11 protein-coding genes and 2 pseudogenes are annotated in these 13,794 nt (G+C 71.7%); 8 read left to right on the top strand and 5 right to left on the bottom strand.

What is annotated here, in order from left to right; all coding sequences use genetic code 11:
* The first annotated feature begins 84 nt into the window (after window positions 1-84).
* Window positions 85-561, top strand: coding sequence for a MarR family transcriptional regulator (locus ABZV34_RS01050; RefSeq protein WP_356270207.1), 477 nt, complete (start codon window positions 85-87; stop codon window positions 559-561).
* A gap of 185 nt (window positions 562-746) precedes the next feature.
* Here the strand turns inward: ABZV34_RS01050 and ABZV34_RS01055 are convergent.
* Window positions 747-1,020 (bottom strand): annotated as a pseudogene (locus tag ABZV34_RS01055) (two-component sensor histidine kinase); the annotation flags it as partial.
* A 1-nt stretch (window position 1,021) separates the two neighbouring features.
* Window positions 1,022-1,162 (bottom strand): annotated as a pseudogene (locus tag ABZV34_RS01060) (response regulator transcription factor); the annotation flags it as partial.
* 171 nt (window positions 1,163-1,333) lie between these two features.
* Between ABZV34_RS01060 and ABZV34_RS01065 the strand changes: the two are divergent.
* Window positions 1,334-1,723, top strand: a complete 390-nt coding sequence (locus ABZV34_RS01065; protein WP_356270209.1) for a hypothetical protein — start codon at window positions 1,334-1,336, stop codon at window positions 1,721-1,723.
* On the opposite strand, the gene meaB is transcribed toward ABZV34_RS01065, so the two are convergent.
* A complete protein-coding gene (meaB, locus tag ABZV34_RS01070; RefSeq protein WP_356270211.1) occupies window positions 1,678-2,634 on the bottom strand; it encodes a methylmalonyl Co-A mutase-associated GTPase MeaB in 957 nt (318 codons plus the stop codon). The two genes, ABZV34_RS01065 and meaB, sit on opposite strands and share 46 nt — an antisense overlap.
* A gap of 57 nt (window positions 2,635-2,691) precedes the next feature.
* A complete protein-coding gene (locus tag ABZV34_RS01075; protein ID WP_356270213.1) occupies window positions 2,692-3,894 on the bottom strand; it encodes an acetyl-CoA C-acetyltransferase in 1,203 nt (400 codons plus the stop codon).
* 146 nt (window positions 3,895-4,040) lie between these two features.
* Here ABZV34_RS01075 and mce point away from each other — a divergent pair, with 146 nt between their 5' ends.
* The 5 genes from mce to ABZV34_RS01100 all read left to right on the top strand — a co-directional run bounded on the left by mce (window position 4,041) and on the right by ABZV34_RS01100 (window position 11,626).
* Window positions 4,041-4,481: a methylmalonyl-CoA epimerase gene (mce, locus tag ABZV34_RS01080; RefSeq protein WP_168530283.1), complete on the top strand. Its 441-nt coding sequence runs from the start codon at window positions 4,041-4,043 to the stop codon at window positions 4,479-4,481.
* A gap of 266 nt (window positions 4,482-4,747) precedes the next feature.
* Complete coding sequence (scy, locus tag ABZV34_RS01085) at window positions 4,748-8,599, top strand: polarized growth protein Scy (protein ID WP_356270215.1); 3,852 nt, start codon at window positions 4,748-4,750, stop codon at window positions 8,597-8,599.
* Between the two features lie 182 nt (window positions 8,600-8,781).
* Entirely contained in the window at window positions 8,782-9,717 is a 936-nt protein-coding gene (locus tag ABZV34_RS01090) for a cellulose-binding protein (protein WP_356270217.1), read from the top strand.
* 185 nt (window positions 9,718-9,902) lie between these two features.
* A complete protein-coding gene (locus ABZV34_RS01095; protein ID WP_356270219.1) occupies window positions 9,903-10,853 on the top strand; it encodes an ABC transporter ATP-binding protein in 951 nt (316 codons plus the stop codon).
* Window positions 10,854-10,855: 2 nt separating this feature from the next.
* Window positions 10,856-11,626: an ABC transporter permease gene (locus tag ABZV34_RS01100; protein WP_356270221.1), complete on the top strand. Its 771-nt coding sequence runs from the start codon at window positions 10,856-10,858 to the stop codon at window positions 11,624-11,626.
* Window positions 11,627-11,671: 45 nt separating this feature from the next.
* On the opposite strand, the gene ABZV34_RS01105 is transcribed toward ABZV34_RS01100, so the two are convergent.
* Entirely contained in the window at window positions 11,672-12,682 is a 1,011-nt protein-coding gene (locus tag ABZV34_RS01105) for a hypothetical protein (RefSeq protein ID WP_356270223.1), read from the bottom strand.
* 171 nt (window positions 12,683-12,853) lie between these two features.
* Here ABZV34_RS01105 and ABZV34_RS01110 point away from each other — a divergent pair, with 171 nt between their 5' ends.
* Window positions 12,854-13,744 (top strand): hypothetical protein, encoded by an 891-nt coding sequence (locus ABZV34_RS01110; protein ID WP_356270225.1) that lies wholly within the window; start codon window positions 12,854-12,856, stop codon window positions 13,742-13,744.
* Window positions 13,745-13,794 lie beyond the last annotated feature (50 nt).

The following is a 13,794-nucleotide window of genomic DNA, read 5'->3' on the forward strand; positions in this document are numbered from 1 at the left end:
CTGCGGAGTGTGACATCGAACGCGTGCGCACCGTCACACCACCCTCACTAGTTCGCCTTTCAACATTTTAGGTAGACTTCATTCATGGAGACCGAGACGGCCACGCGCTGGCTGACCGATGCGGAGCAGTGCGCCTGGCGCACCCACCTGGAGGTCAACAGGCTGTTGACGTACCAGCTCGAGAGGGACCTGCAGCCGTTCGGGCTGACGATGAACGACTACGAGATCCTGGTGAACCTCTCCGAGTCGGAGGGCGTCCGGCTGCGGATGAGTGACCTCGCGGCCGCCACCCTCCAGTCGAAGAGCCGCCTCTCGCACCAGATCACCCGCATGGAGAACGCGGACCTGGTCAGGCGGGAGAACTGCGAGTCCGACCGCCGGGGTCTGTACGCCGTCCTCACCGATCACGGCCTGGAGACGATGAAGAAGGTCGCCCCGCACCATGTGGCGTCCGTCCGCAGGCACTTCATGGACCTGGTGTCCCCCGAGGCCCTGGAGGAGCTGCACAAGTCGCTGCAGCCGATCGCGGAACACCTGCGGGGGCAACGCGGCAAGCCGTGACGCTCCGCGGGAACGCGGGAACACGCGCCGCGGGAACGCGCGGCGCGTGAGCGGGGACACGGGGCCACGAACCCGGAGTCAGCTCAGCGGCAGCGGCAGGACGATCACCTCCCCCCGCTTCCCTGTTCCGCTCCGCGTCAGGTGTGGCCGGGCAGCCGGAGCGTGAAGAGCGCTCCGCCTCCCCTGCCGAGCAGCCGCGCCACCTGTCCCCGGGATCCGACGACTTCGGCGCTCGCGCCCTCCACCGTCGTCCCCGGACGCCTGGACACCTCCTCCCGGGCGAGCGCCGCCAGGTCGAACCGGGTGCCCTGGGGCCGCTCCCCCGCGTCCAGCCGGGCGAGCAGCAGGATCGGCGGCGAGCCGCTGCAGCCGTACGGTGTCCTCGACGGCCCCGGTCACGTCCAGCAGCTCCGGGTGCGCGGCGCCCACTTCGAGCTGGGCGCGCGGCGAGGCGATGGGGCAGGTCGTAGACGCCCTCGCTCGCCCGGTGCAGTCCCTCGGCTCCGTCGTGGACGACGTCCACGGCGTACCCCTCGGCCCTCAGTCCCCTGGCGAGCGACAGGGCCGGCCGCTTCTCGTCCTCCACGGTCAACAGGCGCATGCGCCCAGCGTCCCGAACCGAACCCGAAGAAGTCTTCAGGCGGCTTCAGGCTGCGTTCAGCGGCCCTCGCCGACATTGGTTCCCGTCAGCAACGCGGCAACGCGCCGGACGAGTGGGGGCCGGTCGCGCACGGACCACCACACGGAGTCCGGCACATCGGGAGGAACCGACATGAAGCGCGACATCGTCATCGCCGCGGTGGCGGCCGCGGCCCTGATCGGGGGCGGCACGGCGACGGCCCTGGCCGTCACGGACGACGGCACGGCCGCGGTCCCCGGGTCGTCGTCCTGGACGGCGGACGACGACCGCGCGGACCACGTACGCCATGACGACGACACCCGGACGGACGACCGGACGGGGTCCGACGGCCACGGCCGGACGGACGACCGGACGGGGACGGCCGGTCCCACCCGGACGGACGATCACCCTCACCCGGACGACCGCACCCGAACGGGCCGTCCCGGAGACGGCGGGGCAGGGCCCCCACCGTCCCGCCACCGGCCCGGCAGGCCCCGTCAGGTCTCGGTCAGGCCCTCCACCAGGGTGTCGGCGGCCCGGTAGGGGTCGAGTTCGCCCGCGACGATCCGTTCCGCCAGCGCGCTCAGGCGGCGGTCGCCGTGCAGGTCGCCGATGCGCCGGCGCAGGGCCGTGACGGCGATCGTCTCGACCTCCTGGGAGGCACGGGCGAGGCGGCGCTCGGCGAGGACGCCGTGCTCCTCCATCCAGGCGCGGTGCTTCTCCAGGGCCTCGACGACCTCGTCGATGCCCTCGCCGCGCGCCGCGACCGTCTTGACGATCGGCGGCCGCCAGTCGCCCGGCCCGCGGGACTCGCCGAGGCCGAGCATGTGGTTCAGCTCGCGCGCGGTCGCGTCGGCGCCGTCCCGGTCGGCCTTGTTGACCACGTACACGTCGCCGATCTCCAGGATTCCGGCCTTCGCCGCCTGGATGCCGTCACCCATGCCGGGGGCGAGCAGGACGACCGAGGTGTCCGCCCGGGACGCGATCTCGACCTCCGACTGCCCCACCCCGACGGTCTCGACCAGGATCACGTCGCAGCCCGCCGCGTCCAGCACGCGGATCGCCTGGGGGGCCGCCCAGGCCAGTCCGCCGAGGTGACCGCGGGTCGCCATCGAGCGGATGTACACACCGGGATCCGAAGCGTGCTCGGACATCCGGACCCGGTCGCCGAGCAGCGCGCCCCCGGAGAACGGGGACGAGGGGTCGACGGCCAGGACGCCGACCCGCCTGCCCTGCCGCCGGTAGGCGGTCACCATCGCCGAGGTCGACGTCGACTTGCCGACGCCCGGCGACCCGGTGAGCCCGACCACGTACGCCCCGCCGGCCAGCGGAGCCAGCGCCGCCATCACCTCACGCAGTTGCGGGGACGCCCCCTCCACCAGGGAGATCAGCCGGGCCACGGCCCGCGGCCTGCCTTCCCTGGCCTGGGCCACCAGCGAGGAGACGTCCTGCATCACAGCTCCGTTCAGAGTCGTACGAGACAACGCGGCGGCACAGCCGCGGCGAGGGACCTACGCCGTGGGTACCCGCACGATCAGCGCGTCACCCTGACCGCCGCCACCGCACAGCGCCGCCGCGCCCACGCCGCCGCCACGCCGCTTCAGCTCCAGCGCCAGGTGCAGGACGAGACGGGCGCCGGACATGCCGATCGGGTGACCCAGGGCGATCGCGCCGCCGTTGACGTTCACCTTTTCCGTGGACACCCCGAGGTCCTTCATCGACTGCACGGCGACCGCCGCGAACGCCTCGTTGATCTCGATCAGGTCGAGGTCCGAGACGTCCAGGCCCTCCTTCTTCAGGGCGTGCAGGATCGCGTTCGACGGCTGCGACTGCAAAGAGTTGTCCGGTCCGGCCACGTTCCCGTGCGCGCCGATCTCGGCGAGCCACTCCAGGCCGAGCTCCTGCGCCTTGGCCTTGCTCATCACGACGACGGCCGCCGCGCCGTCCGAGATCTGCGAGGAGGAGCCGGCGGTGATCGTCCCGTCCCTGGTGAACGCGGGACGCAGCTTGCCGAGCGACTCCGCCGTGGTGTCGGCGCGGATGCCCTCGTCCTTGCTGAAGACGACGGGCTCGCCCTTGCGCTGCGGAATCTCCACCGGCGTGATCTCCGCCTCGAAGACGCCGTTCTTCTGGGCGGCCGCCGCGCGCTGGTGCGAGAGGGCGGCGACCTCGTCCTGCTCCGGACGGGCGAGGCCGAGACGCGTGTTGTGCTTCTCCGTGGACTCGCCCATGGCGATGTTCTCGAAGGCGTCGGTCAGACCGTCGTGCGCCATGGCGTCGAGCATCTCGATGGCGCCGTACTTGAAGCCCTCACGGGACTTCGGGAGCAGGTGCGGGGCGTTGGTCATCGACTCCTGGCCGCCCGCGACCACGATGTCGAACTCACCGGCCCGGATCAACTGGTCCGCGAGGGCGATGGCGTCCAGGCCCGACAGGCACACCTTGTTGATCGTGAGCGCCGGGACGCTCATCGGGATGCCCGCCTTGACGGCCGCCTGCCGCGCCGGGATCTGCCCGGCCCCGGCCTGCAGCACCTGGCCCATGATCACGTACTGCACCTGGTCGCCGCCGATGCCCGCGCGGTCGAGGGCGGCTTTGATCGCGAATCCTCCGAGGTCGGCTCCGGAGAAGGACTTGAGCGAGCCGAGCAACCGTCCCATCGGGGTGCGGGCACCCGCGACGATCACGGAGGTCGTGCTGTTCGTTCCAGACATGAGGTGCGATCCCCTTCCAGCTTGCACAGCTGAGGAGTGAACGAGGGTTTACTTGAATGTACTGAGCGGTAGGCCACCCGTCATCCGGCTGTCAGTGTGATCGCGCGCACGTTGCGTAACCGCCGCGGGAGCGCTGCACTGGCACCATGCTGACGCGAATCGACCACATCGGGATCGCCTGCTTCGACCTCGACAAGACCGTCGAGTTCTACCGGGCCACGTACGGCTTCGAAGTCTTCCACTCCGAGGTCAACGACGAGCAGGGCGTGCGCGAGGCCATGCTCAAGATCAACGAGACGTCCGACGGCGGCGCCTCCTACCTCCAGCTCCTGGAGCCGACCCGCGAGGACTCGGCCGTCGGGAAGTGGCTGGCGAAGAACGGTGAGGGTGTCCATCACATCGCTTTCGGCACGGCGGACGTCGACGCCGACGCGGGCGACATCAGGGACAAAGGCGTACGCGTCCTCTACGACGAGCCGCGACGCGGCTCCATGGGGTCACGAATCACCTTCCTTCACCCCAAGGATTGTCACGGTGTGCTGACAGAACTGGTCACTTCGGCGGCTGTTGAGTCGCCTGAGCACTGACCCCCGTATATCTGGGCCGGTAGGGTTGGGGGCGGCCGTCGCCATTTCGGGGCGGCCCGGGGCCTGTCCGGCGACGGGCTCCGAGGTCGTGCCGCCGTGAGGACGGCACGGCCGAGGGCCGGGGTCCAGGTTTTCGGGGGGCGAGCGTCGGGGCAGCAGCCCGTGCTCCGCTGTTGATCTGACACCATTCCCCGGGGGCACCGTCCGGCGGATGGACGGGGCTCGTTTGGAGAGACTTGCGACCAGGGGACGGATGGGACCGCGCAGTGCGGGGCTACGAACGCCAGGAGCGAGAGCCGGCGGCTGACGTCGACCACCTCTCTCGGTTCGAGGCCGAGATGGAGCGGCTGAAGACCGAGCGGGAGAAGGCCGTCCAGCACGCCGAGGACCTCGGCTATCAGGTCGAGGTGCTGCGCGCCAAGCTGCACGAGGCGCGCCGCAGTCTGGCGACCCGGCCTGCCTACGACAGCGGCGGCGACCTCGGCTACCAGGCCGAGCAGTTGCTCCGTAATGCCCAGATCCAGGCGGATCAGCTGCGCGCCGATGCCGAGCGCGAGATGAGCCAGGCCCGGGCGCAGACGCAGCGCATCCTCCAGGAGCACGCCGAGCAGGCCGCCCGCCTGCAGGCCGAGCTGCACGCCGAGGCGGTCGCGCGGCGTCAGCAGCTCGACCAGGAGCTGTCCGAGCGCCGCCAGACCGTCGAGTCGCACGTCAACGAGAACGTGGCCTGGGCCGAGCAGCTGCGCTCCCGCAGCGAGCAGCAGGCCCGCCGTCTCCTGGACGAGTCGCGGGTCGAGGCGGACCAGGCGCTGAGCAGCGCCCGCGCGGAGGCCGAGCGGGTCGCGGCCGAGGCCCGCCAGCGGCTGACGAACGACGCCGAGTCGGCTCGCGGCGAGGCCGAGGCGCTGCTGCGCCGGGCCCGTACGGACGCCGAGCGGCTGCTGAACGCCGCGTCCACCCAGGCCCACGAGGCCACCGAGCACGCCGAGCAGCTGCGCAGTTCCACGGCGAACGAGTCGGACAGCGCCCGCCGCCAGGCCACCGAGCTGAGCCGGGCCGCCGAGCAGCGGATGACGGCCGCCGAGACGGCGCTGCGCGAGGCACGGGCCGAGGCGGACAAGGTCGTCACCGAGGCGAAGGACTCCGCGGCCAAGACCCTGGCCGGCGCCGAGTCGGCGAACGAACAGCGCACCCGCACGGCGAAGGAGCAGGTCGCCCGGCTGGTCAGCGAGGCCACCAAGGAGGCCGAGACCACCAGGTCCGAGGCCGAGCAGGTCGTCGCGGAAGCCCGGACCAAGGCCGAGAAGATCGTCGCGGAGGCCGAGGAGAACGCCCGCAGTCTCACCGCCGAGGAGACCGCCTCCCAGCTGTCCAAGGCGGCCCGTACCGCCGAGGACGTGCTCAACAAGGCGTCCGAGGACGCCAGGAGGACCACGAGGGCGGCGGCCGAGGAGGCCGAGCGGATCCGCACCGAGGCGGAGTCCGAGGCGGACCGGCTGCGCGGCGAGGCGCACGACATCGCCGAGCAGCTCAAGGGCACGGCGAAGGACGACACCAAGGAGTACCGCGCCAAGACGGTCGAGCTGCAGGAGGAGGCGCGCCGGCTGCGCGGCGAGGCCGAGCAGCTGCGTGCCGACGCGAACGCCGAGGGCGAACGCATCCGCAGCGAGGCCCGGCGCGAGGCCGTCCAGCAGATCGAGGAGGCGGCCAAGACCGCCGAGGAACTGCTCGCGAAGGCCAAGGCGGACGCGGACGAGTTCCGGGCGACCGCGACGACCGACAGCGAGCGCGTGCGCACCGAGGCCATCGAGCGCGCCACGGCGCTGCGCCGGCAGGCCGAGGAGACGCTGGAGCGCACCCGCAAGGAGGCCGAGAACAACCGCGCCGAGGCCGTCGAGCTGGCCGAGACGATCAAGGCGGAGGCCGAGCGGGCCGCCGAGGCGGTGCGCGAGGACTCCGAGCGCGCCATAGCGGCCCGCCGGACGGAGGCCGCCGAGGAGCTGACCCGGCTGCACACCGAGGCCGAGCAGCGGTTCGCCTCGGCCGAGCAGTCGCTGAGCGACGCACGGGCGGAGGCCGAGCGGATCCGCCGCGAGGCCGCCGAGGAGACGGAGCGGCTGCGCGTCGAGGCCGCCGAGCGGATCCGTACGCTGCAGGCGCAGGCCGAGGCGGAGGCGGACCGGCTGCGCAACGAGGCCGCGGCGGACGCCTCGACGTCGCGTGCCGAGGGCGAGAACATCGCCGTGCGGCTGCGTTCGGAGGCCGCGGCGGAGGCCGAGCGGCTGAAGTCGGAGGCCCAGGACAGCGCCGACCGGGTACGGGCCGAGGCCCAGGCCGCGGCCGAGCGGCTGGCGACGGAGGGCGCCGAGACGCTGGCCGCCGCCCAGGAGGAGGCCGTCCGGCGTCGCCGCGAGGCCGAGGAGCTGCTCGGTTCGGCACGCCAGGAGGCCGACCAGGAACGCGAGCGGGCCCGCGAGCAGAGCGAGGAGCTCCTCGCCTCCGCGCGCAACCGCGTGGAGGAGGCCCAGGCCGAAGCCGTACGGCTGGTCGAGGAGGCCGACCGGCGCGCGACCGAGATGGTCTCGAACGCCGAGCAGACCGCACAGCAGGTGCGCGACTCCGTGTCCGGGCTGCACGAGCAGACCCAGGAGGAGATCTCGGGCCTGCGCTCCGCCGCCGAGCACGCGGCGGACCGTACCCGCACCGAGGCGCAGGAGGAGGCGGACCGTGTCCGCGCCGACGCGTACGCCGAGCGGGAGCGCGCCTCCGAGGACGCCGGCCGTGTCCGGCGCGAGGCGGCCGAGGAGACGGACGCCGCCAAGTCCCTCGCGGAGCGCACGGTCTCGGAGGCGATCGCCGAGTCCGAGCGGCTGCGCTCGGAGGCCTCGGAGCACGCCCAGCGGGTACGCACCGAGGTGTCGGACGCGATCGCGGGCGCCGAGCAGGACGCGTCGCGCACCCGCGCGGAGGCCCGGGAGGACGCGAACCGGATCCGTTCGGACGCGGCCACGCAGGTGGACACCCTCATCAACGAGGCACGCTCCGAGGCGGAGCGGCTGACGAACGAGACGAACGCGGAGGCCGAGCGGGTCCGCGCCGAATCCACCGCCAAGGCCGATCAGCTGGTCTCGCAGGCGACCGGGGACGCGGAACGGCTGCGCGCCGAGGCCGCCGACACGGTCGGTTCCGCGCAGCAGCACTCCGAGCGGATCCGTAGCGAGGCCGCGCGGGTCAAGTCCGCGGCGGAGGCGGAGGCGGAGCGGCTCACCTCGGCCGCGCGCGAGGAGGCCGACCGGACGCTGGACGCGGCGCGCCAGGAGGCCAACAAGCGGCGCTCCGAGGCGGCCGAGCAGGTCGACACCCTCATCTCGGAGACGGCGTCGGAGGCCGACAAGCTGCTGGCGGAGGCTCAGCAGAGCGCGCAGAAGACCACGGCGGACGCCGAGGGCCAGGCCGACACGATGGTGGGCGCGGCCCGCAACGAGGCCGAGCGTCTTGTCTCCGAGGCGACCGTGGAGGGCAACTCCCTGGTGGAGCGGTCCCGTACGGACGCGGACGAGCTGCTGGTCGGCGCGCGCCGGGACGCCACCGCCATAAGGGAGCGGGCGGAGGAGCTGCGCGACCGCGTCACCTCGGAGATCGAGGAGCTGCACGAGCGGGCCCGCCGCGAGTCGGCCGAGACGATGAAGAACGCCGGCGAGCGCTGCGACGCGCTCGTGAAGGCGGCCGAGGACCAGCTCGCCGAGGCCGAGGCGAAGGCGAAGGACCTGGTCGCGGAGGCCAACTCCGAGGCGAGCAAGGTGCGCATCGCCGCGGTCAAGAAGGCCGAGGGGCTCCTCAAGGAGGCCGAGCAGAAAAAGGCCTCGCTCGTCGCCGAGGCGACGGAGATCAAGGCCGAGGCGATCCGCGAGGCACGGCGCGCGGTCGAGGAGGGCAAGCACGAGCTGGAGGTGCTGGTCCGCCGCCGCGAGGACATCAACGCCGAGATCTCCCGTGTCCAGGACGTCCTGGAGGCGTTGGAATCCTTTGAGGCCCCGTCGGGCAACAAGGACGGTGGGGTCAAGGCGGGCGCCGCCGCCGGCGCGACCCGTTCGGGGGGCAAGTCGTCAGAGGGCTAGCCAGAAGCTCCCGTTCCGCCCCTTTCCGGACCTTTGGTGCGGAATCTGGCAAGCACTCTGACAGCCAGCCACCCAAAAGGAGTGTCATTCTCCAGATCAAACACGTATCCGCTCGATGACACACCGCTTTGGCCCCTAGGATTCCCCCTATCACCTCACCGGTCTCATTCGACAGGAACCCCATGAGCGACACTTCCCCCTACGGCTTCGAGCTTGTGCGGCGTGGGTACGACCGCGCTCAGGTGGACGAACGCATTTCGAAGCTCGTCTCCGACCGTGACAGCGCTCTGGCCCGTATCACTGCTCTCGAGAAGCGCATCGAGGAGCTCCACCTCGAAACGCAGAACGCCCAGGCCCAGGTCTCCGATGCCGAACCGTCGTACGCGGGTCTCGGCGCCCGGGTCGAGAAGATCCTCCGCCTCGCCGAGGAGGAGGCGAAGGATCTGCGCGACGAGGCCCGTCGCGCGTCCGAGCAGCACCGTGAGCTCGCCGAGTCCGCCGCGCAGCAGGTCCGCAACGATGCAGAATCGTTCGCGTCCGACCGCAAGTCCAAGGCGGAGGACGAGGGCGTCCGGATCGTCGAGAAGGCCAAGAGCGACTCCTCCCAGCTGCGCCAGGAGGCACAGAAGGACGCCCAGTCCAAGCGCGAGGAGGCGGACGCCCTCTTCGAGGAGACCCGCGCCAAGGCCGCGCAGGCCGCCGCCGACTTCGAGACGAACCTCGCCAAGCGCCGCGAGCAGTCCGAGCGTGACCTGGCTTCGCGTCAGGCCAAGGCCGAGAAGCGCCTCGCGGAGATCGAGCACCGCGCGGAGCAGCTCCGCCTGGAGGCCGAGAAGCTGCGCACGGACGCCGAGCGCCGCGCCCGCCAGACGGTGGAGACGGCCCAGCGCCAGGCCGAGGACATCGTGGCCGACGCGAACGCCAAGGCCGACCGCATCCGCTCGGAGTCCGAGCGCGAGCTGGCGGCGCTGACGAACCGTCGCGACTCCATCAACGCCCAGCTCACGAACGTCCGCGAGATGCTCGCGACGCTCACGGGTGCCGCGGTGGCCGCCACGAGCACGCCGGCCGAGGACGAGCCCATCTCGCGTGGGGTTCCGGCCCAGCAGTCCCGGTAACCGTTTCCTGTCCTCGGCTGCGGCCCGCACCCTCCTCGGGTGCGGGCCGCAGCCGTGGGCAGCGAGAGGGGCACGGGGAACCGCGCGACAAGCCCCGGCGGCGCGCTCGTGAACCCCGGTGAACAAGCGGCAAAGACCCGTTCGCCCAAGTAGCGCGGCCCTGGGGTGCGCCCTACCGTGGCCGCATGATCGAGCTCGAGGGGCTGACCAAGCGGTACGGCGAGAAGGTGGCGGTCGATCAGCTGTCCTTCGCCGTCAGACCCGGAATCGTGACGGGGTTCCTCGGGCCCAACGGCGCCGGCAAGTCCACCACCATGCGGATGATGCTCGGGCTCGACCGGCCCACCGCGGGCGACGTCCGGATCGACGGACAGCACTACGACCACCTCAAGGACCCGCTGAAGTACATCGGCGCCCTGCTGGACGCCAAGGCCATGCACGGTGGCCGCAGCGCCTTCAACCACCTTCTCTGCCTCGCCCAGAGCAACGGCATCCCGAGGGCCAGGGTGGACGAGGTCCTCGACACGGTGGGACTCACCGCGGTCGCGCGGAAGAAGGCCAAGGGCTTCTCGCTGGGCATGGGCCAACGGCTCGGCATCGCGGGCGCGCTGCTCGGCGACCCGCGGATCCTGATGTTCGACGAGCCGGTCAACGGGCTCGACCCCGAGGGCATCCACTGGATCCGCAACCTGATGAAGTCGCTGGCCTCGCAGGGGCGGACCGTGTTCGTGTCCAGTCACCTCATGAGCGAGATGGCGCTGACCGCCGACCACCTCGTCGTCATCGGACAGGGCCGGCTGCTCGCCGACACCTCGATGTCCGACTTCATCGAGCGCAACTCCCGGTCGTACGTCCGTATCCGCACCCCGCAGCGCGAACGGCTCCTCGACGTGCTGCACGAGGCCGGGATCACCGTCGTCGAGAGCGGCAGCGGCGCCCTGGAGGTGGACGGCGGCAAGTCCGAGCAGATCGGTGAGCTGGCCGCGCGTCACCAGCTCGTGCTGCACGAGCTGAGTCCCCAGCAGGCCTCCCTGGAGGAGGCCTTCATGCAGCTGACCGCGGAGTCGGTGGAATACCACGCGCACTCCGACACCCCGCCCCGCGAGTGGGGCGGCGACTGGCGGAAGGATTCCTGAGCATGGCGGCCTCCCAGGTCCTCAGGTCCGAGTGGACCAAGATCCGGTCCGTTGCCTCCACGGTCTGGACACTCGGCCTCGCCGCCGTCGTCACGATCGCGCTCGGCATCCTGATCTCACTGCTGTCCAAGAACGAGTTCGACAAGCTGGACACGAAGGACCGGCTCTCCTTCGACCCGACGTACATCAGCTTCGCCGGAATGAGTCTCGGTCAGCTCGCGATGATCGTGTTCGGGGTGCTCGTGGTCGGCAACGAGTACAGCACCGGCATGATCCGCACCTCGCTCGCCGCGGTCCCGCAGCGTGCCACGTTCCTCTTCAGCAAGGTCGCGGTGGCGACCGGGCTCGCCTTCGTGGTCGGCATCATCACCAGCTTCGTCGCGTTCTTCCTGGGGCAGGCGACGCTCGGCACGCACCGGGCGTCGATCGGCGACCACGGGGTGCTGCGCGCGGTGATCGGCGGCGGCCTGTACATGACGCTCATCGCGGTGTTCTCGATGGGTGTGGCGACGATGCTGCGCAGTCCGATGCTCTCGCTCGGCATCCTGATGCCGTTCTTCTTCCTGATCTCCAACATCCTCGGCGCGGTCTCCGCGACCAAGAAGATCGGCCGCTATCTGCCCGACCAGGCCGGCAGCAAGATCATGCGGGTGGTGACCCCGGTCGGCGACGACACGCCGTACGGACCCTGGGGCGGCCTCGCGATCATGGTGCTGTGGGTGGTCGCGGCACTCCTGGGCGGCTATGCGCTGCTCAAGAGGCGGGACGCCTAGAGAACGCGCGAGCCGGGGGCGGCCGGCCGAGAGGCGTGCGCGGGCTCAGGGAACGGGACGCGTGGCGTCGCCGTCGTCGGACGGCGGCGGCCCCTGGATCAGCCCGTCGAAGTCCGTCCAGCCCTCCCAGCGCCACACGTCCCGGTGGAGGTCGGGCTGCAGCGGCACGAAACGGCCGAGTTCGAAGTCGCCGGCCTCCAGGTCGAACCAGCGCTCGTCCGCGACCTCGGTGCCCAGGCCCACGGTCCGCGCCGTCAGCCGCACCAGCAGCTTCACCCCGTACGAACCGGCGAGGTCCTTGCCCTGGATCTGCCGGAACGGCAGCTCGGCCACCGGCGCCTGGACCGGTATCCAGACCGTGAACGGCGCCCCGCGCTCGACGGCGAGCCAGTACCGCTCGTCGGCCGGCTCCCCCTGGGCGTCCAGGACCTTCAGCCACTGCTTGTAGATGACCAGGCTGCCGTCGTGCGGGGAGCGCTCCAGATAGCGCAGATGGACACGGGCGCGCAGATCCACGACGGACAGGTTGTCGAAGCGGTTGTAGAAGCGGACGGCGATGATCGCGTCCTCGCTGTTCGCGTGCTGCCGCGAGTACCCCGGGAAGTCGGCGGTCCAGGCGTGCGAGATGCTGGCCCGCTGCCGCCAGACGAACGGCCGCAGCGCGAACATCTTGATCAGCACGATGCCCAGCAGCACCGCGGGCACCAGGGCGCCGGTGACGGAGGCGACCGTGGCGAGCAGCTGGTGCGCGGTGCTGTCCGGTTCGGGCGCCAGACTGTCCGTGCCGACGCTGGCCCGCAGCACCGCGAGGCTGAGGTCGAGCAGCCGCTCCCCGTTCGAGAACCGCTCCGCCATCGACCGCGCGGAGTGCTCGGTCAGCGTCCAGGCCGTCGCGATGACGACGGAGAGCCCGGCCAGCGCGCCCAGCGTCATCAGCAGCAACGCGTGGACGGTGCGTCCGGCGATCCACCAGCGAACGGACGTACGGAAGCGCGGATGCGTCCGGCCCCGCCCCGCCGCTCCCCCGGCATCCGTCCCATGTCTCGTGCGTCTCAACTTGCTTCCCCCGTAACCGACTTCGCTCCCACTCGTAGAATGGGACGGCATGATTCCCGGTGTCCGTTCCGGCCAACCCTGCCGCGGCGGGCGAGAGCGGGCCCCGCTCCGGGTACATCTCGCGTGAAAGGCTGTGCCCGTATCGCGCGACCACCCCCGAAGGGCGTCACCGTGACGACGAAGGACCGAAGCCTCCAGGCGCTGGGCCTGGACGACGTGCCCGCCAAGCAGCCGCTCACCTATCCGGGCCGGCCCACCCCCGAGCCCTCCCTGCTGACCGGCGGCGAGCTGCTCCAGCTCGATGTACGGCCGCTGCGGCTCGGCGAGTGGTACGTGGAGGAGCGCCAGGCACAGCAGCGGCTGGACGAGGCGCTGGCCGACCTCGGCCAGGCCGGCACCGGCAACCGCCACCCGGTGATCGCGGTCGGTTCGAACGCCTCCCCGGGCCAGGTCGCCCACAAGCTCACCCGGCTCGGCATCCCGGCGACCGTGCCGATGGTGCCGGTGCGGGTGCACGGCATCGGGGTGGGGTGCTCGGGGCACATCAGTCCGGCGGGTTACGTGGCGGGGACGCCGTACGTCGACCGGGGCGCCGCGACCACGCTGGTCGTCACCTGGCTGGACCCGACGCAGCTGAAGGCCGTCGACGACACCGAGTTCCCGGACTACCGGCGGGCGATACTGCCCGGCGACGCCTTCGAGATGACGATGCCGTCCGGGGAGCGGCTCGGCGGCGCGTACATCTACTTCAGCGCGCACGGGGTGCTGGCGGACCCGGCCACCGGACGGCCGCGGCCGGGCGGCGGTGACCAGGCGGAGCTGCTCGCCGCGCTGCTCGCCGGCTCCGATCGGCTGCGGGAGCTGCTCGGGCCCGATCCGGCGACCTGGGTGCGGCGGGCCGGGGCCGACCGCGCGCTGCGTGAGCGGGGCACGCTCCTCTTCGGTGAGGAGGGCTGGGTGCTGCCGCAGACGGACTTCCTGCCGTACGTCGACGACGCGGCCGAACTGCGGCTGTACGACGACCTGCCGCCCCTGGACGACTCACTGCCGCCGCGGGGCTGAGAACGCGGCGGGGCTGAGAACGCGGCGGAGCCGAGGTGCGCGCGGCCGGC

It is taken from the genome of Streptomyces sp. NPDC005195 (assembly GCF_040608315.1).
GTDB classification, from domain to species: domain Bacteria; phylum Actinomycetota; class Actinomycetes; order Streptomycetales; family Streptomycetaceae; genus Streptomyces; species Streptomyces kaempferi.

Excerpts from the sequence above, each read along its gene's own strand:
- ABZV34_RS01065 (WP_356270209.1), top strand. The coding sequence starts at position 1,334 with ATGAAGCGCGACATCGTCATCGCCGCGGTGGCGGCCGCGGCCCTGATC.
- ABZV34_RS01095 (WP_356270219.1), top strand. The coding sequence starts at position 9,903 with ATGATCGAGCTCGAGGGGCTGACCAAGCGGTACGGCGAGAAGGTGGCG.
- ABZV34_RS01090 (WP_356270217.1), top strand. The coding sequence starts at position 8,782 with ATGAGCGACACTTCCCCCTACGGCTTCGAGCTTGTGCGGCGTGGGTAC.
- meaB (WP_356270211.1), bottom strand. The coding sequence starts at position 2,634 with ATGCAGGACGTCTCCTCGCTGGTGGCCCAGGCCAGGGAAGGCAGGCCG.
- ABZV34_RS01050 (WP_356270207.1), top strand. The coding sequence starts at position 85 with ATGGAGACCGAGACGGCCACGCGCTGGCTGACCGATGCGGAGCAGTGC.
- ABZV34_RS01100 (WP_356270221.1), top strand. The coding sequence starts at position 10,856 with ATGGCGGCCTCCCAGGTCCTCAGGTCCGAGTGGACCAAGATCCGGTCC.
- mce (WP_168530283.1), top strand. The coding sequence starts at position 4,041 with ATGCTGACGCGAATCGACCACATCGGGATCGCCTGCTTCGACCTCGAC.
- ABZV34_RS01075 (WP_356270213.1), bottom strand. The coding sequence starts at position 3,894 with ATGTCTGGAACGAACAGCACGACCTCCGTGATCGTCGCGGGTGCCCGC.